Below are 20,190 nucleotides of genomic sequence, written 5' to 3'. Positions count from 1 at the left end.
TCCCAAACCCTGCGGGCAGGCGGTAACGTCTGCCCGGCTTATTTGTGCCCCGTAAGTGCGTGTTTGCGCATTTCGGTAAAGGAATGATTGATGAAGCAATGGCAAAGCATTATCAGGTTGCTGCTGATTGGCAGCCTGCTATCGGGTTTTAGCGTCTGTGCGGCAGAAGCCGAAATGCCACTACCGCAGATCCAGAAAGGCGTCCTGTCTAACGGGCTGCAATACACCCTGGTTCCCCTGAGCGGGCAAAAAAAACGTGTCGATATCCGCCTGGTGGTGAACGTCGGTTCACTGGATGAAGAGGATGATCAGTCTGGTGTGGCGCATATGGTGGAACATATGGTCTTCCGCGCCAGCGACGCCTTCCCTCAGGGGATCGCCAGCAGCTTACACCAGCGCGGCTGGGTGCGGGCACAGCACTACAACGCGATGACGAACTATGAACGCACGCTGTATATGATGAGTCCGCCAGCTGGCGCAGGCGATCTTGCCGGTGTATTGCAGGCGCTCAGCCAGATGGTGGGGCATGCCCGTTTGCTGCAAAGCGATCTGGATGATGAACGCCGCATTATTCTTGAAGAGTGGCGTGGCAAGCTGGGCGTTGCGGAGCGCATGAACCAGCAGCGCGTGCAGGCGATTCGCCACGATTCACGCTATCCGCAGCGCCAGACCATTGGTACGGAAGCCGCTATCCGCAACACGCCTGCGACGACGTTACAGGCGTTTTATCAGCGCTGGTATCATCCCGGCAATATGCGTCTGTTGATTATTGGCGACATTCAGCCCGCAGAGGTTGAGCGTCAGATTGCACATTATTTTGCTGACCAGCCCGCGGTTGCTCTGCCTGCCCGTGATTACTACGAGCCGAATCTGTCGCCACGGTTAAAAGTGGTGCGTCTGCAGGATAGCCAGAGCGGCAGCAGTCAGGTTTCCTGGGTGATGCGCTTTAATCCGGGGTCGCTCAGCGTACCTGAACGTCTGATGAGCCAGATTACGATCTCAGCTCTGAGCCGTCAGATGCGTCGGCAGCAGACTGAATTGCCACCGGAAGTGGGCAGCCTGGTCGTACGTAAGCAGGATATCGGTAAAACCACTCAGGCACTGGGACTGTTCGCGGATGTGATGCCGGATGGACATCAGGTTGCGCAGGGCGTATTGCTGCGAGAACTGGAACGTATTCGTCGTTACGGCTTAAGTGAACAGGATATTGCTACAGAGAAACAAGCGATCCGCGAGGTCGCTCAGCGTATGGCGGATAAGCCTGAACAGCGTGAATTTGCCGATTGGGTCCGCGTGATTAGTACCGTCTGGCTACAGGGGCGTGACTATGTCGGCAGCCAGCAGCGCGGCAGACAGGTACTGTCGTGGCTGGATGGCATCACGGCACAGCAGGTCAACCGGCAATTACAGCAGTGGCTGAGTGCCAGCGATACGCTGATGCAGTTCAGTGTGCCGGGGTTGACACCGTTCACCCTGCCGACAACCGCGGCGATTCAGCAGCAGCGGCGGCAGATCGCGTTATCCGATTTAGCCCCGCCACAGCGCAATGACGCGCAGGTGATTGCACCTTCGCTGGCAGCAGTGGACGCGCATGGTCAGCGTAGCGCGGTGAAAACCTTCCCGGCACAACAGACCGAAGAGTGGGCGCTCAGTAATGGGGATCGCCTGGTCTGGCTGCGTACACCGCTGGCAAAAGAGCGCGTGCGTCTGACCGGCATCAGCAATGCCGGATTTATGACGCCGGGACTGAATCCGTGGCAGGCACAATTAGCCAGCCAGCTGGTGGCGCAAAGTGGCCCACAGGGCTGGCAGGGTGAGCAGTTAAGCGCCTGGTTAAAACAAAAATCACTGTCACTGTCGATCAATCAGCAGGCTGAGTGGCTACAGATGGAAGGGCAGGCGAAACCTGAGAACCTTGCCGATTTACTGGCGCTCAGCCGCGCATTGCAGGTCACGCCAGGTATTGACGAGCAGGTGATGAAAGAGAGTCTGATGCGTCTGTTACGACAGAAGACGACGCAAACTCATCTGGTCACTGATGATCGGGCACAGCAGATCCGTCTGTTGCGCTACGGTCAGCCTGGCTGGCGACAACCCGACAGCACTCAACTGAAACAGTTACAGGCCGCGCTGCTGCTGGAACAATGGCGTATCAGCGCGTCTGCCCCCATGACATGGTATCTGCTGGCGGATCTGCCATCAGAACAGTTACAGCCACTGGTAGAGCGTTATCTGGCGTCCGTCCCGCGTCAGCCGATGGCCATAGTGAAGCCTGAACTGCCACGTGCTGGCAGCTTTAACGGTCAGTCTGCCGTCAATATTGAACCACGTGCCGATGTGAAAGCCTGGAGCTTTACATCGCTGGACTGGACGCCACAGGCGGCAGTGCAGGTCAGTATTGCGCGTAATCTGGCAAATCAGGCGCTGAAAGCCAGTCTGCGTGATGATGCGCTGGGGATTTACCGTTTGCGGATGAACAGTGAACTGGAAGATCGCCACCAGCGTATTGAAACGGAAATCAGTTTCACCAGCGCGCCACAGCGGGCGCAGGAGCTGTGGCAACGCGCTACCACGGTATTTGATCAACTGCCGCAGCAGATTACACAGCAGCAGGTTGATGAACAACGCCACGCCTTTATACGCGCTGAGCACCAGCGTCAGCAGGATATCAGCACGTTACAGCGCCGTTTGCTGCTGAGTTATCGCCATTACAACGATCCGCGTTACCTGACAGATGTCGCGACCCTGGCAGAGAGCATTACGCTGCCTCAGGTGCAGGCGATGGCGGCTCGTCTGTTTAATCCGCATAACCAGGTGGTGCATATCTCACTGCCGCAGCAGCAGGTGAAACCGTGAAAAAATTCGCGTCACAACTCTGGGCGCTGTGCTGCCCGTTTTGGGGAACCCGCCGCAGCTGGCAGGCCTGGTTACTGGTGGGGGTGATTCTGGCGCTGGGTGGCAGCGTGATTTACCTCAACGTGCTGATCAACCAGTGGAGTAAAAGCTTCTACGATGCGCTTGCCGCCCTTGACGGTGGCCTGCTCTATTCGCTGTTTGCAGAGTATGGCATCTTCATTCTGATCTACATTGTGGTCTTTGTGTATGAAGAGTGGTTCAGACGGTTACTGATTATCCGCTGGCGAAGCGCGTTGACGGCGGAACTGGTGGACAGCTGGCTGGCAAAACGGGCGTTCTATCGTATGTCACTTTCGGGTGGTATTGATAACCCGGATCAGCGTATTTCAGAAGACATTAACAAGTTCGTCAAAGGTATGGTCGATTTGTCGATCGACTTTTTGATGAACTTCGTCCAGCTGTTTTCGTTTGTGTTTATTCTCTGGTCACTGTCAGGTGTTCAGCATATAACCCTGTTTGGCTCAGAGTGGACGATCCACGGTTATCTGGTCTGGGTGGCACTGGTGTACAGTCTGGTCGGCAGTGTGGTTATGCAACTGCTGAGTCATAAACTGCATGGGATTAACGTCCAGAAAGAGCGGGTCGAGGCCAATTTCCGTGCCTCGCTGCTGCGTAAGCATGATAATGCCGAACAGATTGCGCAGTATGGCGGTGAAACGCAGGAAAAAAGCCATCTGCTGCGCGGATTCAGCATGATTGTCAGTAACTGGCGTCGCCTGATGAATGCGGAGCGCGATATGCGCTTTTTCGCGGTGGGCTTCCAGCGCGTCAGCTTTCTTATCCCGGTGCTGGCCGCGTTGCCAATGTTGCTGAATAAGACGGTGACGCTGGGCGGCCTGATGCAGATCCGTAGTGCCTTTAATCAGGTGCATACAGCTCTGAGCTGGTTTATTCGCGTCTATCCTGCGCTGGTGGAGCTGTCAGCCAGTATGGCGCGTCTCACTCAGTTCCGTGATGCGATCCGCGAGCACCAGTCGCAGCAGGATACACCACAGGCTGGCGGGCAGCTCGCGATTGACGAACTGTCATTCGCTACGCCACAGGGTAAGCCACTGTTGCAAAACGTGGTGTTTCGCTGTGAAGCCGGTAGCTGGAGCAAACTCTCCGGTCAGAGCGGGCTGGGTAAATCGACCCTGCTGCGTACCCTTAACGGGTTGTGGCCTTACTATGATGGCAAATGGCAACCGCTGACAGGGCGCAGTTTGTTACTGCCGCAGCAGAGTTATCTGGGGCAGGGGACGCTGGGGGAAATTCTCTGTTATCCGCAATCGCCGCTGGCGGACAGTGCATTGCTGCAATGTGTGCTGGAGAAGGTGGGGCTGGCCACCTGGGGCGAGCATCTGGGTGAGCAGTTAAACTGGGATCGTATCTTCTCCGGTGGCGAGCGCCAGCGCCTGGCGTTTGCTCGTGCACTGATCGCCCGGCCTGATACCTTGTATCTGGATGAAGCGACCAGTAACCTCGACCATGCATCAGCACGCCAGTTGCTGGAGCTGATTCGTCACGAATTGCCAGAGACAACCGTTGTGGCGATCACTCACCAGAAAGAGCTGGACGACCTCTTCCCGCAACAGTATGACCTGACGGCATTTAGTCACGCCTGATGTTTATCCCTCTGCCTGTTACAGGCAGAGGGTTCACTTCTGCTGCGCCAGTTCCGCTGTGAGCCAGCCCCCAATTCCGGCAGAAAACGATGTTGCAAATATGTTGCTAACTGATTGATCTGAAAAATCGTATGTCATAACGCACAATCTCAATCAGGCATTTGCACACAGACGAACAAAATCTCTCTTATCTATACCTGATCACTTCGTGACTCATAAAAGAGAGAGAACAAAATGCCTGCTGATTTGTCCCTGTCTTTATCGCCGCAACATGAACAGCATATTGCCGCTGCCGTCGGAAAATTCTTCAAACGTATTATCCCGATGCTGGTGGTGATGTTGATTATCAATCAGATCGACCGCTCGAATATTGGCTTTGTCAAAGCTGAACTGCAAACCGATGCCGGGATCAGCGCCGCCGCGTTTGGCCTTGGCGCCGGGCTGTTTTTCATTGGTTATGCGCTGTTTGAAGTGCCCAGCAATCTGCTGATGAAAAAGTATGGCGCCCGCTTCTGGCTGACGCGCATTATGATCACCTGGGGCATGGTGGTGATGCTGACCGGATTTGTCACTTCACCGCTGCATTTTTATATTCTGCGCTTCCTGCTGGGCGTGGCGGAAGCGGGTTTCTTCCCCGGCGTGTTGTTCTATTTCCGTCAGTGGGTGCCGAATGCCTGGCGCGGCCGCGCCACTGCGCTGGTGCTGAGTGCGTCTGCCGGTGCATTCCTGTTCTCCGGCCCGATTACCGGCGCGATTCTGATGATGCATGATTTCCTCGGTATTGCCGGCTGGAAGTGGGTGATGTTCCTTGAAGGTGGCGGTTCAGTGCTGGTCGGGCTGCTGGCGATTTTTGTGCTGGTTTCACGCCCGGCGGATGCCCGCTGGCTGAGCCGTGAAGAAAAAGAGGCGCTGCGTCAGCAACTGGTGCTGGAAGATGCGCAGCGTGATAACCCGGACGCGCGCAAAGGCATGTGGCAGCTCCTGACCGATCGCAGCCTGATGTTCTACTGCATCATCTTTTTCACTATGACGATGACCGGTTACACGCTGGTGTTCTGGCTGCCACAGATTATCCAGCGTGTGCAGGGTTTCAGCAGTTTTGGTATCGGCCTGCTGACCGCTGTTCCCTGGCTGTGCGCCATTATCGCCATTAACCTGGCCGGTAAGTTTACTGACCACCATCGTAATAAACTCGATAAAGCACTGGGCGCGGCGATGCTGGTCGCCGCCTGCGGGACGTTTATGGCGACCCTGGGCTCACCGTGGTTTGGTTTCCTGGCGATGATTGTCGCCTGTATCGGCTCCAAACTGAGCGCCACCTTCTTCTGGCCGATGCCGCAGGGCGAGCTGCCTGCCGCCATTGTCGCGCCGGGCATTGCCCTGATTAATTCTATCGGCAACCTGGGCGGCTTCTTTGCCCCCACGGTGTTCGGGTATCTGGAACTGAAAACCGGCAGCACCACTGGCGGGTTGTATGCCCTGACCAGCGTCTCGGTGATTACCGGGCTGTGGTTGCTGCTGCGTCATAAACCGCTTCCCCCTGCATTCGGAAAAATGGAGAAACAACATGTCGGACAGTCCAGTCATTAACAGTATGCGGGTGATCCCCGTCGCCGGTTATGACAGCATGCTGCTGAATATTGGCGGCGCGCATAACTGCTATTTCACGCGTATTCTGGTGGTATTGACCGATTCTGCCGGGAACACAGGCGTGGGGGAGAGCCCCTGTCATGCCTCGACGCTGAGCCTGCTGGAGAGCTTCCGGCCACAAATTGAAGGCAGTTCGCTGCTGCGGCTCAATGCCACCATCAGCCAGCTGTTTCGCAGCGATGCGCGTCGTCAGCAAACGGCGCATACCGATGATATCCATATCCCGCAGATGAACCCGGAAAAGTTCTATAACGCGGCGGCGGCGATTGAAGCGGCACTGCTGGATCTGCTGGGTAAATTTCTCCAGCTGCCGGTGGCGGATCTGCTCGCCAGCGGTAAGCAGCGGGAGCGGATTCCGGTATTAGGTTATCTGTTTTATATCGCTGACCGTCAGCGTACCACCATGAATTACCTGCCGGGTGAGCGCAATCAGTCAGACTGGTTCTGGCTGCGCCATCAGACGGCGATGGACAGCGCCGCCGTGGTACGGCTGGCGGAAGCGGCTGTCGAACAGTATGGCTTCCGCGATTTTAAACTGAAGGGCGGCGTGCATCACGGCGAAACGGAAGTCGAGACGGTTAACGCGCTGCTGGCGCGTTTCCCTGATGCGCGCGTGACTGTTGATCCTAATGCCAGCTGGTCACTGGATGAGGCGATTTATTACGGTAAGCAGCTGGCAGGTAAGGTGCCTTATCTGGAAGATCCGTGCGGCGCGGAGCAGGGGTACTCCGGGCGTGAAACGCTGGCCGAATTCCGCCGTGCGACCGGTATTCCGGTCGCCACTAATATGATTGCTAACGACTGGCGCCAGATGCAGCACGCGCTTCAGCTGAATGCGATTGATATTCCGCTGGCCGATCCACACTTCTGGACCCTGCGTAACGCCCATACCATCGCGCAGTTATGCCATGAATGGGGATATACCACCGGTTGCCACTCGAATAATCACTTTGATATCTCGCTGGCGATGGTGGCGCATCTCGGTGCAGCAGCGCCAGGGGAGCGTATTACGGCGTTCGATACCCACTGGATCTGGCAGGACGGGCAGCAGCTTACCCGCCAGCCGCCACAGATTCGTGACGGTTATCTGGAATTACCGCAGGGACCTGGGCTCGGCATTGAGCTGGATATGGCGCGGGTGGAACAGGCGCATGCGCTGTATCAGCGCCTGCCGGATAAGAACCGTAATGATGCGCTGGGGATGCAGTTTTTGATCGATAACTGGCGCTTTGACGCGAAACGTCCGGCGCTGTTGCGGCCATAAATTCACGGGTATGCCACATTGCGCTGGCGGGCGGCGTAAGGCTGTTTTTCGCTGTCCGTCAGACTCAGTCGCAGAAATGGCGCGCATTAACGCCATTTTTCCGGCGATTGTTCTGCTGGCTAAGGCATAGGATGGCTTATGATTTCATGGCGGGGAGGTGGCTTCCCGCTTAAGGATGCTCTGCCAGTAAGGTGAACCTTTGTGATGATGAATTACCGTCGCACCCTGTTAATGCTCCCTCTGTTAATGGCTGCCGTGTCCGTTAATGCGGCGGAAAGTGGTGCCAGTCAGGCGCTTCTGAAAGGCACGATGAGCGTCGGTGCCGCGAATAATCTGTATAAAAACAGTTTTGTTTTTAGCAGCCCGCCTTCGCCGAATGCCATTGTCAGCAAAGTGTTCTGGCAATATTCACTCAGCCAGCGTCAGGTTCCGCAGGGCGGGATTTTGCAGGTGTACCTGTGCCAGTCAACGCCGAATGACTGTATTGATATCTCCAGTACGCAAAATGGCTCGACCAGTTTCTTCTCCGGTCGTGCGGCGCAGTTGCCGTTCTTTCTCTACTACCGGGTCAGTGGCCGGGTAGCGATGCGCTATACCCAGGGCGCAGGAGACACTCAGCTGATGGTGAACTGGGATGTGAAATAAAGGCGACAGTCTGCACGGGAAGAAAGCCAGCCTGACTCTGTGTCAGGCTTTTTTCTGCGGCGGAAATAAAAAATCCACCATGACGGTGGATTTTTATCACAGCGAAAAGCCAGAAATTAACGCAGGTTAACCAGGGTGTTAAGGATCTGGTCCTGAGTTTTGATGGTCTGGGCGTTCGACTGATAGTTACGCTGAGCAACAATCATGTTAACCAGCTCTTTACTCAGGTCCACGTTGGAAGATTCCAGTGCACCTGAAGTCAGGGTGCCGAGGTTACCGGTACCGGCAACACCGATCAGTGGCTGACCAGAAGAGGTGGTTTCTTTCCACACGTTATCGCCCTGGGCAGAAAGACCTTCCGGGTTAGAGAAGTTCGCTAACACGATCTGGCCCAGTACCTGGGTTTTGTTGTTGGAGTAGCTGCCGACGATAGTACCGTCATCTTCGATAGCGTAAGAGGTCAGGTCGCCAGGTGCATAACCATCCTGACTCGGGTTACCAAAGGTGTTGGAACCGGTGTTCTGTTGCAGACTGCCGGTCATGCTCAGGGTAAATGAACCCGCAGCGGAACCGTTCAGGCTCGACAGAGAGAGTGCCTGGGCCGTGGTCGGGGTCAGCAGGTTACCACTGCTGTCGAAGGTCATCTCGAAGCTGGTATCAGTACCGGTACCCACGGTGGATGGTGTACCCGGGCTGGTGCCGACGCTGGCGTCGTAGGGGTAAACGGTCCAGGTGTTATCTGCGGTTTTCACAAAGTACAGATTCATCTGGTGGGTGTTACCCAGTGAATCGTAGACGGTCATCGAGGTACTTTTGTTGTAGCTGGTGGTATCGGTTGGATCAAAGGTGGTGGTGGTCGGCAAATCGTCAGATGAGTTCAGGTTGGCAACCAGTGTAGCAGCGGTGGTCGCTTTAGCGGACATCTGCGTGGTTGGGATCGTCAGCACTTCTGGATCCGCACCAGTCTGTACGGTCAGCGGTGTACCTGATGACGGATAACCGGTCAGTTTCAGACCCTGGGTGTTAACGATGTTGTTGTTTTCATCAAGCGTAAACTGACCATTACGGCTGTAGTACACCGCGCCGCTGTCATCCGTTAAACGGAAGAAACCCTGTTTGCTGATTGCCACATCCAGACCGCGGCTGGTGGTGGTGGTGGTACCATCAGTAAAGTTTTGCAGAACGCTGGCGACCTTTACCCCCAGGCCAACCTGAGAGCCGGCAAACATGTCTGCAAAAGCGACTGTGCTGGATTTAAAGCCCGAGGTCGCGGAGTTGGCGATATTGTTACCAATAACGTCCAGGTTGCTGGAAGCCGCGTTTAAGCCGCTAACTGCTTGTGAAAAGGCCATGTAATACTCCTGAAACTGTGTGAGACGGATGTAGTCGATGCGCTAACTATGTACACATCTGTTTATGTGTATCCGGCATTTTATCCTCCAGGGGCACGTGGCTATCCCGTGAATAGGCAGCAAAAGTGTCGTTATTTTGACCTTCAAAAGCATAATTTCACTTAAGGTCATGCCGCTGGCAGGCATGCGCCTTATAATGAAGGCCGCGTTGTGGTTGCGACGCTGAGTAATTGAATACTAAAGATTTTGTAAATAAATCGTTAAGTCATACATCACAGGGAATGGGCACCACTGATGAATACCACGTTTATTATTGTCCCCGGCTATACCAACTCCGGGCCGCAACACTGGCAGTCGTATCTGGAAAGGAAGTATCACAATGTTGTCCGCGTGCAGCAGGATAACTGGGACTCACCGCAGCGCGATTGCTGGCGTGATCGTGTGCAGGAAACCATTGAGCAGGTGACGGGCAATATTTTCCTGATCGGGCATAGCTGCGGTGCGGTTGCCATCAGCCAGTGGGCGGAGAAATACCATAGCCCGCGCGTGCAGGGAGCATTGCTCGTTGCACCGGCAGATGTCGATGATGAACATACGCTGGAGGCGATTAAAGTGCAGCGGCCACTGGCGCTGCAACGGTTGCCGTTCCCGGCGACACTGGTATGCAGTGATAACGATGAATTTCTTCGCCTCCAGCGTGCCGAGTGGCTGGCGGCGCACTGGAGCGCCAGTCTGGTGACCATTGCCGGTGCCGGGCATTTCCACACTGCGGCGGGGTATGGCGAATGGCTGGAAGGTGAAAGGATGATTCATCAGCTCTCCGGCGGACAACTGCTTTCACGCCAGTAATCAGCTGATATAACAGTGATTAGCATCATCCGAGATTCAGTCGCGGATTTTTTTATCTTTTATCAAAATCGTATTGGGCTGTTCTTCAGGGTGTCGATTAGCGTAAAATGTACTCCTGCAAAGAGTGTGGTTTTTGATTTGTAAGACTTTTCGTTTTATTTACTTCAATTCTAAGGGGTTAAGGTGCAACAGCTACCAGAATGTCCAAAATGCAGTTCTGAGTATACCTGGCAGGAAGGCGAGCAGCTGAACTGCCCGGAATGCGGTCATGAATGGCCGGTGTCCGGTGCGGCAGTGGAAGAAGAGGGACTGGTGGTGCGTGATGCCAATGGCAATCTGCTGGCGGATGGCGACTCGGTGACGGTGATTAAAGACCTGAAAGTGAAAGGCAGCTCAACGCCACTGAAAATCGGTACCAAAGTGAAAGGCATTCGTCTGGTGGAAGGCGATCACAATATCGACTGTAAGATCGACGGTTTTGGCCCGATGAAGCTGAAATCTGAGTTTGTGAAAAAGAACTGATGCTGGGCGCCGTTGCGACGGGCAATGGCGCTGCTTCGACCGCTTCGATGCTGCGCGTATCAGCACGTTGCGGTTATTTTTTGTTTATCCAGTCCAGAACTACCCGTTTTGCCGATGTCAGATGGCCGATGGTTGCCTGACGTGCCTGGTCCGCATCTTTTTCCCTGAATGCCTGCAGAATCTCTTCATGCTCCCGCTGAAACTTGTGCGTATCTGCGAGCAGGCTACGCTGCAGGTTTTCATACCGTTCAATTTGATTACACAGTTCATTTATTAGCCGGATCTGTCGCGTGTTGCTGCAGCAGCTATACAAAATGTCATGAAACTCGCGATTGAGTGCGCCCTGCTTTTGCGGTGTCGTCGCGCTTCCCAGCAAATGGTGGATGAGCTCTGCTCTTGCCAGCGTTTCGTCATCAATATTCTGCGCGGCCTGCCTGGCGGCATCACCTTCCAGCACGATACGCAGGTTATAAATTTCGTCGATATCATCGCTGGTGAGCTGGCTTACCACGGCGCCCCGGTTTTTGTAAATCCTGACTAATCCTTCCCGCTCCAGCTGCTGAAGTGCTTCACGCAGGGGGATCCTGCTCACGTCAAACTGGCTGGCCAGCTCTCTCTCGACCAGTCGTGTGCCGTCGGGCAGCGAACCGGTGTTGATCATTTCACGTAGTACGCTTGCCAGACCATCTGCAGTCGTTTGATTTCCGATGAGCACAATATTCTCCTTTACATGATGGTATAATGGTATACCATTTTCGCACTAACATCCAGGCATGCTGTATGCCTGTTGAATATCACCCAGAGGAGATGACTATGGCACATCGTGAACATCATTATCAGGTGGACGTGGAGTGGACGGGTAACCAGGGAAAAGGAACGGAATCTTACAAAACCTACAGCAGAAATTTTGCCGTTAGCGCGGGTGCAAAACCTACTATTAACGGTTCATCTGATCCTGCTTTTTTAGGCGATGCTTCGCGATGGAATCCGGAAGATCTGTTGCTGGCATCCGCTTCCGCCTGCCATAAATTGTGGTATCTGCATTTGTGTGCCGAGGCGGGCATCAGTGTGGCGTCTTATCTGGATCATGCTGAAGGAACCATGGTGGAAGGCGAAAAAGGGCGTTTCACTGACATTGTGCTGAAGCCGCAGATTGTTATCCGTGCCGGGGATGATGCCGAACGGGCGCGGCAGTTACACCATAAGGCGCATGAACTCTGTTTTATTGCCAATTCACTTAACTTCCCGGTGCGTTGTGAGCCACAGATTCGCCACGCAGAGTGCTGATTATCTGCCCGCGCCATTGGCAGTAACGTCTTCCGCAGCGCGAAGAACGTTACTGTTAGCGTGATGTTTTTTCGAAACATTATTCAGTAAACAGCAGATTCAATGCCTGGATCTGCTTTTCACTCAGCTCTCCGGCGTAATTACGCGACCGCGCCGTCATATAGCCATAACGGTACGCCACCATACTTTTAATCGTGGTGACAAAATCATCGCCCACGGTGTAAATCGCCATTAATTTACCGATACGCTGCTGAATGCGCGTCAGCTGCGCTAAATCCTGCGCGCGCCACGCCTGCATCGCCTGAGCGAACAGCTCTGGCACCAGGTTATTCAGGCCGCAAATCACCCCTGCGCCACCCGCCAGCAGGTTAGGCAGCAGATATTCGTCGTAACCCGACAGCACGGCAAAATCCGTGCGCACGTTCTGCGTTTGCTGGATCAGCTGGCGATTGTGCGACAGGCAATCCACGGTGTCTTTAATGCCGGCAAACTTCGGCAATTCTGCAGCCAGCTCCGCCACCAGTGAAGGCTCCAGATCGCAACCGGTACGTGCCGGAAAGTTATAGGCAAACCACTTGCCAGGCAGTTGCTGATCCAGTGCTCTGTAGTAGGCCAGCAATTGCTGACGCGTCTGACCATAGTAGTACGGCGGTAATACCATCACGGCATCATAACCGGCACGATCCGCTTCCTGCGCCAGTTGCAGCATATCGTCGATGCTGGTGCTGGACACATTAGCGATCAGCGGCAGAGAGGTCATCGCACGTGCTTCGCGTATCAGCAGCAGGCGTTCCTGTTGCGTCAGTGAGGCGAACTCGCCAATACTGCCTATCAGCAGCAATGCATCGATCCCGGATGCGCTTAAGCGGGAAAAATGCTGACTGAGGGCGCTGAAATCGAGCTTTCCCTGTTGATCGAAGGGGGTGACGGTTGGGCACCAGACACCGTGGAAGACGGATTCTCCAGACATTGTGTTCTCCGGCTGAGTTGTGATGAAAAATGAAACGATGTTTTAACTTAGTCGCGAATGCCGTCCGTTGTCATACTGATGATGGCAGGAACCCAACCAGGCTCTCATTTTTAATTTGTCGAGGTATGGATGAAAGAGTAGAACCCTGAGCTTTACCGTCAGTTTGAAGCAGAAAGAACCCGTCCGGCGCAGGAGTTGCTGGCGCGTATCCCATCGCTGGCGGTGCAGCGCGCCACCGATCTCGGCTGCGGTCCTGGCAACAGTACAGAACTGCTGTGGCAGGCGTGGCCACAGGCGCATATCACCGGGCTGGACAGTTCGCTGACCATGCTGGAACAGGCGCAGCTGCGTCTGCCGGAGTGTGACTTTATTGCGGCGGATATCCGCCGCTGGCAGGCCACTACGCCGCAGGAGGTGATTTTTGCCAATGCCTCGTTGCAATGGCTTGGTGATCACGTGCAGCTGTTGCCGCATCTGGTCGCGCAGCTGGCGGATAACGGTGTCCTGGCGATTCAGATGCCCGATAATCTTGACCAGCCATCACATTCTCTTATGCGTGAGGTAGCCGCTGCGCCACAATGGTGTGAAAAGATCAGCGCGCAGGCGGCGGATCGCAAGAAACTGCTGACTGCGGAGCACTATTACGATGTGCTGGCCGGGGCGGGATGCCGTGTCGATATCTGGCGTACCACTTATTATCACCTGATGCCTGATGCGGCGGCGATTGTCGACTGGTTGCGCGCCACCGGACTGCGTCCATTCCTTGCGCCACTGGATGAGTCGCAACAGCAGGCATTTTTGCAGGATTATCTGGCGGCCATCAGCGAAGCCTATCGGCCACAGCAGGATGGCCGGGTGTTGCTGGCCTTTCCACGCCTGTTTATGGTGGCACAAAAAGGTTAGCAGGCTTGTTTTCCCCGGTGCCGCCCCCATCTGCAGATTCTGAACAGAGTACGCAAAATGGCAATTTAGCGTGGTGGTGCAGGCAAAAGTGCTACGCCCGCCGCGTCTTTATTGCTACCGTGGCAGCGAATTGACAGCCGGGAGCAGAGCAGGGATATGACAGACGAGCAACTCAACCAACTCAGCGCTGCGATTGGCGCCCGCTTACAGCATCTTCACGCGACGGTCACCGCGGCGGAGTCCTGTACTGGCGGCTGGATTAGTAAGGTGATTACGGATATCGCGGGCAGTTCCGCCTGGTTTGAGCGCGGCTTTGTCACCTACAGCAATGAAGCGAAGCAGCAGCTGATCGGCGTCAGTGCCGGTACGCTGGAACAGTGGGGCGCGGTCAGTGAGCAGGTCGTGTGTGAAATGGCGCAGGGCGCGCGGCAGGCGGCACAGGCGGATTTTGCCATGGCGGTCAGCGGCATTGCTGGCCCGGGCGGCGGCAGTGACGATAAACCTGTCGGTACGGTCTGGTTTGGCTTTGCCACGAAGCAGGGCGACGTGCTGGCGCGGCGGCAGGTTTTTGCCGGTGACCGTGAAGCGGTGCGGCGTCAGGCGACGGCATACGCACTGCAAACACTGCATGACGAATTTCTCAAAAATTAACTTGATACTGTATGGTCATACAGTATAATCACTGGCATCGGAATTACAGCAAAGCAACCTTGAGTGTGCTTTATCCTGCATGATTAGGAGTGGAAATGGCTATTGACGAAAACAAGCAAAAAGCACTGGCAGCCGCTTTAGGCCAGATTGAGAAGCAATTCGGTAAAGGCTCGATCATGCGTCTGGGTGAAGACCGCTCAATGGACGTAGAAACCATCTCTACCGGTTCGCTGTCACTGGATATCGCTCTGGGTGCTGGCGGCTTGCCAATGGGCCGTATCGTTGAAATTTATGGTCCGGAGTCGTCCGGTAAAACCACCCTGACGCTGCAGGTTATCGCTGCAGCACAGCGTAAGGGCAAAACCTGCGCCTTTATCGACGCCGAGCACGCGCTGGACCCGGTTTACGCCAAGAAACTGGGCGTGGATATCGACAATCTGCTCTGTTCACAGCCAGATACTGGTGAGCAGGCGCTGGAAATCTGTGATGCGCTGGCGCGCTCCGGTGCAGTTGATGTGATCATCGTCGACTCCGTTGCTGCGTTAACGCCGAAAGCCGAAATCGAAGGCGAAATCGGTGACTCTCATATGGGCCTCGCGGCACGTATGATGAGCCAGGCGATGCGTAAACTGGCAGGTAACCTGAAGCAGTCCAACACCCTGCTGATCTTTATCAACCAGATTCGTATGAAGATCGGTGTGATGTTCGGTAACCCGGAAACCACCACCGGTGGTAACGCGCTGAAATTCTATGCCTCTGTTCGTCTTGATATCCGTCGTATCGGCGCGATTAAAGAGGGCGACAATGTGGTGGGCAGCGAAACCCGCGTGAAAGTGGTGAAAAACAAGATCGCTGCGCCATTTAAACAGGCTGAATTCCAGATCATGTACGGTGAAGGTATTAACTTCTACGGTGAGCTGGTGGATCTTGGCGTGAAGCATAAGCTGATCGAAAAAGCGGGTGCTTGGTACAGCTACAATGGCGACAAGATTGGTCAGGGTAAATCTAACGCCAGCAACTACCTGAAAGAGAACCCGGCTGCAGCGAACGAGATCGAACAGAAACTGCGTGACATGCTGCTGAACAGCGCCAATGATAAAGCAGATTTCTCCGCTGATGATTTCGAAAACGAAGCCAGCGAAACCAACGAAGATTTCTAATCTTCCAGAGAAGTGATATCGCACCTGTGAGCTGTTTTACAGGTGTGTACTCCGGGGCGGCATATATGCCGCCCTGATTATTTGCTGTGCATCCCGAGCATGTCACTGCGCTGATATGAATATCTCAGGCCGATACTCACCCTGTTCCTGCTCTTTTCCGTCACTTTCTTTGTATCTGCCTCCATTTCCCGCTACGATCCACCTTCTTCTGATTTCTTCTGGAGCACTATGTCTGACGCTACTGCTGGTCGCAGCCACACTGCCCGTTTACTGGATCGCGCAATGCGTATTTTATCGCTGCGGGACCACAGCGAAGCGGAGTTTCGGCAAAAACTGACGCTGGCGGAGCAACGCGCCGCCCACTTCCGCCAGGAAGCACCGCGGGAAATCAGCGAAGACGAGGTGGAAAAGGTGGTGGCCTGGTGTTACCAGCATGGTTACCTCGATGACGCCCGCTTTGCACAGCGTTTTGTCGCCAGCCGCGCGCGCAAAGGCTACGGCCCGCAACGCATCCGTATGGAACTGGGGCAAAAGGGCATTGACCGCACGCTGGCGGAAAATGCCCTGGCAGAGACTGACATCGACTGGCCGACGCAGGCTTTTAACGTCGCTGAACGAAAGTTTGGCCTGCCGCTACCGACAGAATGGAAGGAAAAAGCCAAAGTGCAGCGTTTTTTGCTGGCGAAGGGCTTCTTTATGGAAGATATTCAGGCTGTTTTCAGAAATTTTGACAATTGACCTTCGATGGGATTTTACTTCGTACTGAAGAAAATTTATCTTATTCCCACTTTTTGTTCGTGTACCTCCGTGCGCGGGATGGAATGTCCGCGTTTATCAGGTCCACGAAACGTTCGTTAGCGTGATTCCAGGATAATTATGAGCAAGAGCACTGCTGAGATCCGTCAGGCGTTTCTCGACTTTTTCCATAGTAAGGGACATCAGGTTGTAGCCAGTAGCTCCCTCGTGCCCCACAACGACCCGACGTTGCTGTTTACTAACGCCGGGATGAACCAGTTTAAAGACGTTTTCCTCGGGCAGGACAAACGCAACTACTCGCGTGCGACCACCGCACAGCGCTGCGTGCGCGCCGGTGGTAAGCATAACGACCTGGAAAACGTCGGTTACACCGCACGTCACCACACCTTCTTTGAGATGCTGGGTAACTTCAGCTTCGGCGATTATTTCAAAAATGATGCGATTGCTTACGCTTGGGAACTGCTGACCGGCGCACAGTGGTTTAATCTGCCGAAAGATCGTCTGTGGGTCACTGTCTATGAGACCGATGACGAAGCTTATGCGATCTGGGAAAAAGAGATTGGTATTCCGCGCGAACGTATTATTCGTATTGGTGACAACAAAGGCGGTGCTTACGCGTCAGATAACTTCTGGCAGATGGGCGATACCGGTCCTTGCGGTCCATGTACGGAAATTTTCTACGATCACGGCGACCATATCTGGGGTGGCCCACCAGGTTCACCAGAAGAAGATGGCGACCGCTATATCGAAATCTGGAATATCGTCTTCATGCAGTTCAACCGCCAGGCGGACGGCACCATGCAGCCGCTGCCAAAACCGTCGGTTGATACCGGTATGGGCCTGGAACGTGTTGCCGCCGTGCTGCAGCATGTGAATTCCAACTACGAAATCGATCTGTTTGCCAATCTGATCAAATCTGTGGCCCAGGTGACTGGCGCGACCGATCTCAGCAACAAATCCCTGCGCGTGATTGCCGACCATATCCGTTCCTGTGCCTTCCTGATCGCGGACGGTGTGATCCCGTCGAACGAAAACCGTGGTTATGTACTGCGTCGCATCATTCGTCGTGCGGTACGTCATGGCAACATGCTGGGCGCGACGGAAACCTTCTTCTGGAAACTGGTTGCCCCACTGATTGACGTGATGGGCAGTGCAGGCGAAGAGCTGAAAAAGCAGCAGGCTCAGGTTGAGCAGGTGCTGAAAACTGAAGAAGAACAGTTTGCCAAAACGCTGGAACGTGGTCTGGCACTGCTGGATGACGAACTGGCGAAACTGCAGGGCGATACACTGGATGGTGAAACCGTGTTCCGTCTGTACGACACCTTCGGCTTCCCGGTCGATTTAACTGCAGACGTCTGCCGTGAACGCAATCTGAAAATTGATGAAGCTGGTTTTGAGCAGGCGATGGAGCAGCAGCGTCAGCGTGCGCGTGACGCCAGCGGCTTCGGTACGGATTACAACAACGTTATCCGTATTGATTCAGCTTCTGCCTTCAAAGGCTATGACCAGCTGGCGCTGAATGCGACAGTGAAAGCGATCTTTGTCGCCGGACAGCAGGCGGACACTATCACTGCAGGTCAGGAAGGCGTGATCGTGCTGGATGAAACGCCATTCTATGGCGAATCTGGTGGCCAGGTCGGTGATACCGGCGTGCTGAAAGTCGGCAACGCAGAGTTCACCGTTACTGATACGCAGAAATATGGCCAGGCAATTGGCCACCTCGGCCAGCTGGCATCCGGTCAGCTGCGGGTGGGTGACCGTGTGGATGCGCAGGTAGACACCGCGCGTCGTGCGCGTATCCGCCTGAACCACTCTGCGACCCACTTGCTGCACGCCGCGCTGCGTCAGGTGCTGGGCGAACATGTGGCGCAGAAAGGCTCACTGGTTAACGATAAGTACCTGCGTTTTGACTTCTCGCACTTTGAAGCGATGAAGCCAGAGCAGATTCGTCAGGTGGAAGAGATCGTCAACACGCAGATCCGTCACAACCTGGCGATTGAAACCAATATCATGGAGCTGGAAGCGGCGAAAGCGAAGGGCGCAATGGCGCTGTTCGGCGAGAAGTATGACGACCATGTGCGTGTGTTAAGCATGGGCGACTTCTCCACTGAGCTGTGTGGTGGCACACATGCCAGCCGTACCGGTGATATCGGCCTGTTCCGTATCCTGTCTGAATCAGGTACGGCAGCTGGTGTACGCCGTGTCGAAGCCGTAACCGGTGAAGGTGCGCTGGCGCAGGTGTATGCGCAGAGCGAGCAGCTGCAGGATATTGCGCAGCTGGTAAAAGCCAATAACAGCAATCTGAACGACAAAGTGCGTTCGGTGATTGAGCATGTTCGGGTGCTGGAAAAAGAGCTTCAGCAGCTGAAAGACCAGCAGGCGGCTCAGGAGAGTGCATCTCTGAGCAGCAAAGCGGTTGACGTGAAAGGGGCGAAATTGCTGGTGAGCGAACTCAGCAATGTCGAACCTAAAATGCTGCGCACGATGGTTGACGATCTGAAGAATCAGCTTGGTTCGGCAATTATTGTGCTGGCGACAGTGGCAGACGGTAAAGTATCCCTGATTGCCGGGGTGACGAAAGACCTTACTGACCGGGTAAAAGCAGGTGAGCTGGTTGGTGAGCTGGCACAGCAGGTTGGCGGTAAGGGCGGCGGACGTCCTGATATGGCTCAGGCAGGCGGCACAGACGCACAGGCGCTGCCTGCTGCGCTGGCTGGCGTTGAGTCATGGGTCGCTGCAAAACTGTAACGATAAAAAATGCATTACAGGGATTGCGCCTGGGTGGAAACACCCGGCGCTTTTTCAAGTGATGCGCACCCTGTAATCATAAAGTCAGGTTGATGTAGTGTATTTCGGCTAAACTAACTATCAGCAGAATGTATTGGCATGATGATTTGCATTAATGTATTTGTCATAGCCTGGGTTCAGCGTTATATGATGGATATTGCCGGGCGCTTCGCAAACCCGACTCTTTTAATCTTTCAAGGAGCAAAGAATGCTAATTCTAACTCGTCGAGTTGGTGAAACCCTCATGATCGGTGATGAGGTGACTGTAACGGTGCTGGGTGTAAAAGGTAACCAGGTACGCATCGGTGTAAACGCCCCTAAAGAAGTTTCGGTACATCGCGAAGAGATCTATCAGCGCATTCAGGCCGAAAAAACTCAGCCTTCGAGTTACTAACGGATCCAGCGTCTCGCTCGTGCCAGCGAGACGCTACCGCTTTTCTGGCGTTTATTCGCGTCTGCCTTCTGCTTTTCTCTGTTTTTCCCTTCTGCTGTGTTTCCTGTTTTCCGTAAACTTACCTGCGTTTCTCTGTTGATAAATCACTCTTTTTGTTTTCAAAGTCGCCGGATTGTCTGTGATTTGTGCAAACAAACACAGAGCGGGAAAAATTGTTTGACTTATAAGTCCGGGAAAGTAATATGTGCGCCACGCAGTGCCGATGAGCGGAAACAAAGTTCAGCAGCACAGTTCGCAAGAACGCGTATGGTGAGGTGGCCGAGAGGCTGAAGGCGCTCCCCTGCTAAGGGAGTATGCGGTCAAAAGCTGCATCCGGGGTTCGAATCCCCGCCTCACCGCCATTTGCATCCGTAGCTCAGCTGGATAGAGTACTCGGCTACGAACCGAGCGGTCGGAGGTTCGAATCCTCCCGGATGCACC

16 protein-coding genes, 2 tRNA genes and 1 pseudogene are annotated in these 20,190 nt (G+C 54.5%); 16 read left to right on the top strand and 3 right to left on the bottom strand.

The genetic code is table 11. The annotated features are described in order from the left end of the window. Window positions 1-90: 90 nt before the first annotated feature. The 5 genes from ACSZO1_RS02480 (at window position 91) to ACSZO1_RS02460 (ending at window position 8,079) form a co-directional block, all read left to right on the top strand. Window positions 91-2,856 carry an insulinase family protein gene (locus ACSZO1_RS02480; RefSeq protein WP_437609180.1) on the top strand — a complete coding sequence of 922 codons (2,766 nt, stop codon included), beginning with the start codon at window positions 91-93 and terminating at the stop codon, window positions 2,854-2,856. After that, on the top strand, window positions 2,853-4,520 hold the full coding sequence (locus tag ACSZO1_RS02475) for an ABC transporter ATP-binding protein/permease (RefSeq protein ID WP_437609178.1): 1,668 nt from the start codon (window positions 2,853-2,855) through the stop codon (window positions 4,518-4,520). The genes ACSZO1_RS02480 and ACSZO1_RS02475 overlap by 4 nt, the downstream gene beginning before the upstream one ends. Window positions 4,521-4,754: 234 nt before the next feature. Further along, on the top strand, window positions 4,755-6,110 hold the full coding sequence (locus ACSZO1_RS02470; RefSeq protein WP_437609176.1) for an MFS transporter: 1,356 nt from the start codon (window positions 4,755-4,757) through the stop codon (window positions 6,108-6,110). Next, window positions 6,088-7,434 (top strand): enolase C-terminal domain-like protein, encoded by a 1,347-nt coding sequence (locus tag ACSZO1_RS02465; protein ID WP_437609174.1) that lies wholly within the window; start codon window positions 6,088-6,090, stop codon window positions 7,432-7,434. The genes ACSZO1_RS02470 and ACSZO1_RS02465 overlap by 23 nt, the downstream gene beginning before the upstream one ends. 204 nt (window positions 7,435-7,638) lie before the next feature. Continuing rightward, entirely contained in the window at window positions 7,639-8,079 is a 441-nt protein-coding gene (locus tag ACSZO1_RS02460) for a flagellar protein FlhE (RefSeq protein WP_437609172.1), read from the top strand. 116 nt (window positions 8,080-8,195) lie between these two features. Here the strand turns inward: ACSZO1_RS02460 and flgE are convergent, their stop codons facing one another. Continuing rightward, window positions 8,196-9,431, bottom strand: coding sequence for a flagellar hook protein FlgE (gene flgE / locus ACSZO1_RS02455; RefSeq protein ID WP_437609169.1), 1,236 nt, complete (start codon window positions 9,429-9,431; stop codon window positions 8,196-8,198). 294 nt (window positions 9,432-9,725) lie between these two features. Here flgE and ACSZO1_RS02450 point away from each other — a divergent pair, with 294 nt between their 5' ends. Together ACSZO1_RS02450 and ACSZO1_RS02445 are read left to right on the top strand one after the other, a co-directional pair. Beyond that, window positions 9,726-10,280 carry an RBBP9/YdeN family alpha/beta hydrolase gene (locus tag ACSZO1_RS02450; protein ID WP_437609167.1) on the top strand — a complete coding sequence of 185 codons (555 nt, stop codon included), beginning with the start codon at window positions 9,726-9,728 and terminating at the stop codon, window positions 10,278-10,280. Window positions 10,281-10,463: 183 nt separating this feature from the next. Next, window positions 10,464-10,802, top strand: a complete 339-nt coding sequence (locus ACSZO1_RS02445) for a zinc ribbon domain-containing protein YjdM (RefSeq protein ID WP_437609165.1) — start codon at window positions 10,464-10,466, stop codon at window positions 10,800-10,802. Between the two features lie 73 nt (window positions 10,803-10,875). Here ACSZO1_RS02445 and ACSZO1_RS02440 read toward each other — a convergent pair whose 3' ends face one another. After that, window positions 10,876-11,517, bottom strand: coding sequence for a GntR family transcriptional regulator (locus ACSZO1_RS02440; RefSeq protein WP_437609162.1), 642 nt, complete (start codon window positions 11,515-11,517; stop codon window positions 10,876-10,878). A 98-nt stretch (window positions 11,518-11,615) separates the two neighbouring features. Here ACSZO1_RS02440 and ACSZO1_RS02435 point away from each other — a divergent pair, with 98 nt between their 5' ends. Next, complete coding sequence (locus ACSZO1_RS02435) at window positions 11,616-12,089, top strand: OsmC family protein (protein ID WP_437609160.1); 474 nt, start codon at window positions 11,616-11,618, stop codon at window positions 12,087-12,089. A 79-nt stretch (window positions 12,090-12,168) separates the two neighbouring features. Here the strand turns inward: ACSZO1_RS02435 and ACSZO1_RS02430 are convergent, their stop codons facing one another. Next, window positions 12,169-13,059 carry a dihydrodipicolinate synthase family protein gene (locus ACSZO1_RS02430; RefSeq protein ID WP_437609158.1) on the bottom strand — a complete coding sequence of 297 codons (891 nt, stop codon included), beginning with the start codon at window positions 13,057-13,059 and terminating at the stop codon, window positions 12,169-12,171. 141 nt (window positions 13,060-13,200) lie between these two features. Here ACSZO1_RS02430 and tam point away from each other — a divergent pair. The 8 genes and pseudogenes from tam to ACSZO1_RS02390 all read left to right on the top strand — a co-directional run. Continuing rightward, a pseudogene (gene tam / locus ACSZO1_RS02425) lies at window positions 13,201-13,962 on the top strand (trans-aconitate 2-methyltransferase); the annotation flags it as partial. Between the two features lie 156 nt (window positions 13,963-14,118). After that, a complete protein-coding gene (pncC, locus tag ACSZO1_RS02420; protein WP_437609157.1) occupies window positions 14,119-14,613 on the top strand; it encodes a nicotinamide-nucleotide amidase in 495 nt (164 codons plus the stop codon). 95 nt (window positions 14,614-14,708) lie between these two features. Beyond that, window positions 14,709-15,773 carry a recombinase RecA gene (gene recA, locus ACSZO1_RS02415; RefSeq protein ID WP_437609155.1) on the top strand — a complete coding sequence of 355 codons (1,065 nt, stop codon included), beginning with the start codon at window positions 14,709-14,711 and terminating at the stop codon, window positions 15,771-15,773. A 228-nt stretch (window positions 15,774-16,001) separates the two neighbouring features. Next, the gene (locus tag ACSZO1_RS02410) at window positions 16,002-16,511 is read left to right on the top strand and encodes a regulatory protein RecX (protein ID WP_437609153.1); all 510 of its coding nucleotides are present in this window, start codon (window positions 16,002-16,004) and stop codon (window positions 16,509-16,511) included. Between the two features lie 138 nt (window positions 16,512-16,649). After that, window positions 16,650-19,277 (top strand): alanine--tRNA ligase, encoded by a 2,628-nt coding sequence (alaS, locus tag ACSZO1_RS02405; RefSeq protein WP_437609151.1) that lies wholly within the window; start codon window positions 16,650-16,652, stop codon window positions 19,275-19,277. Window positions 19,278-19,524: 247 nt separating this feature from the next. Then, window positions 19,525-19,710 (top strand): carbon storage regulator CsrA, encoded by a 186-nt coding sequence (csrA, locus tag ACSZO1_RS02400; RefSeq protein WP_072166264.1) that lies wholly within the window; start codon window positions 19,525-19,527, stop codon window positions 19,708-19,710. 308 nt (window positions 19,711-20,018) lie between these two features. Beyond that, window positions 20,019-20,111: transfer RNA gene (locus ACSZO1_RS02395), tRNA-Ser, on the top strand. Between the two features lie 3 nt (window positions 20,112-20,114). Then, window positions 20,115-20,188, top strand: a tRNA-Arg gene (locus tag ACSZO1_RS02390). The last annotated feature ends 2 nt before the right edge of the window (window positions 20,189-20,190 follow it).

It is taken from the genome of Erwinia sp. V71 (assembly GCF_965644245.1).
Classification (GTDB): Bacteria; Pseudomonadota; Gammaproteobacteria; order Enterobacterales; family Enterobacteriaceae; genus Erwinia.
Note: the sequence above shows the minus strand (reverse complement) of the source record. Positions and strands in the feature narration are given on the sequence as shown.